Source organism: Sphingomonas flavida (assembly GCF_036663655.1).
GTDB lineage: Bacteria > Pseudomonadota > Alphaproteobacteria > Sphingomonadales > Sphingomonadaceae > Sphingomonas.
This window is the reverse complement of sequence record NZ_JAXOJH010000065.1, coordinates 1-1015: the sequence shown is the minus strand read 5'-3', so window position 1 is coordinate 1015 and position 1015 is coordinate 1. Positions and strand designations below refer to the sequence as shown.

The 1015-nt window shown below is 70.1% G+C and carries 1 protein-coding gene; it reads left to right on the top strand.

Features of this window, described 5'->3' with window-relative positions; genetic code table 11:
* Positions 1-17 precede the first annotated feature (17 nt).
* Positions 18-1015 (top strand): MFS transporter (locus tag U1703_RS19135; protein WP_332786987.1); only part of this gene is annotated, 998 nt, incomplete at its 3' end.

The following is a 1015-nucleotide window of genomic DNA, read 5'->3' as shown; positions in this document are numbered from 1 at the left end:
TCGGGGACGGCACGTTCATGACCGCCAGCGCCGTGTTCTTCACCCAGATCGTTGGCCTCTCGGCCGCGCAGGTCGGGCTCGGGATCACCGTCGCCGGCGTGGTGTCGTTCCTCGTCGCCGTCCCGGCGGGCAAGCTCGCCGACCGGATCGGCCCGCAACGCACGTGGTACCTCGGTGCTGCCGGGACCGCCGCGATGTACTGCGTGTGGCCGTTCATCGACGGCTTCGTGGCGTTCCTCGCGATGAGCATCGTCCTCGAGGTGGTCAACAGCGCCGGTGGCGCCGGTCGCGGCGCCTACGTGCTCGACGTACTCCCCCAGCGCGAGCGGGTGCAGTCACAGGCCTACATGTACTCGGCGCTCAACCTCGGCTTCACCATGGGCGCCGCCCTCGGCGGGTTCGCGCTGGCGTTCGACAACGACGACGTGATCCGGGCGCTGCCCTGGCTCACCGCGGGGCTGGTCGCCGCCAACGCGTTCTGGATCTCGCGACTGCCGAAGGCACGTCACCGCGAGCGGCCCAGCATCCTGGAGGAGGCCGTCGAGGGCGCCACCAGCACCGCGGTCCCCGGCGCCTTGCGCAACCGCGGCTTCCTCGCCACGTCGTTCTTCGGCGGGGTGATGCAGACCAACCAGGTGCTGCTGCAGATCGTGATCCCGCTGTGGCTGGTCGAGTCGACCGACGCGCCCCGGGTGCTGCTGGCGCTGCTCTTCGGCACCAACACGGTGATGTGCATCTTCCTGCCCATGGTCACCTCCCGCGGAGTCCACGACGTCCCGACCGCGCTCAAGGCGGTCCGGCTGTCGTCGAGCTTCTTCGTGGTGTCGTGCCTGATCACGTTGGCGACCCACGACACCGTCGGCTGGACCACGATCGCGCTGGTCTGGCTGGGGCACGTCACCGTGACCGGCGCCGAGCTCTACCTCTCCGCCGCGAGCTGGGCCTTCGAGGCCGAGCTGATGGACCCTCGCCAGCGCGGCGCCTACCAAGGGGCCGCCGAGCTCAGCAGCACGCT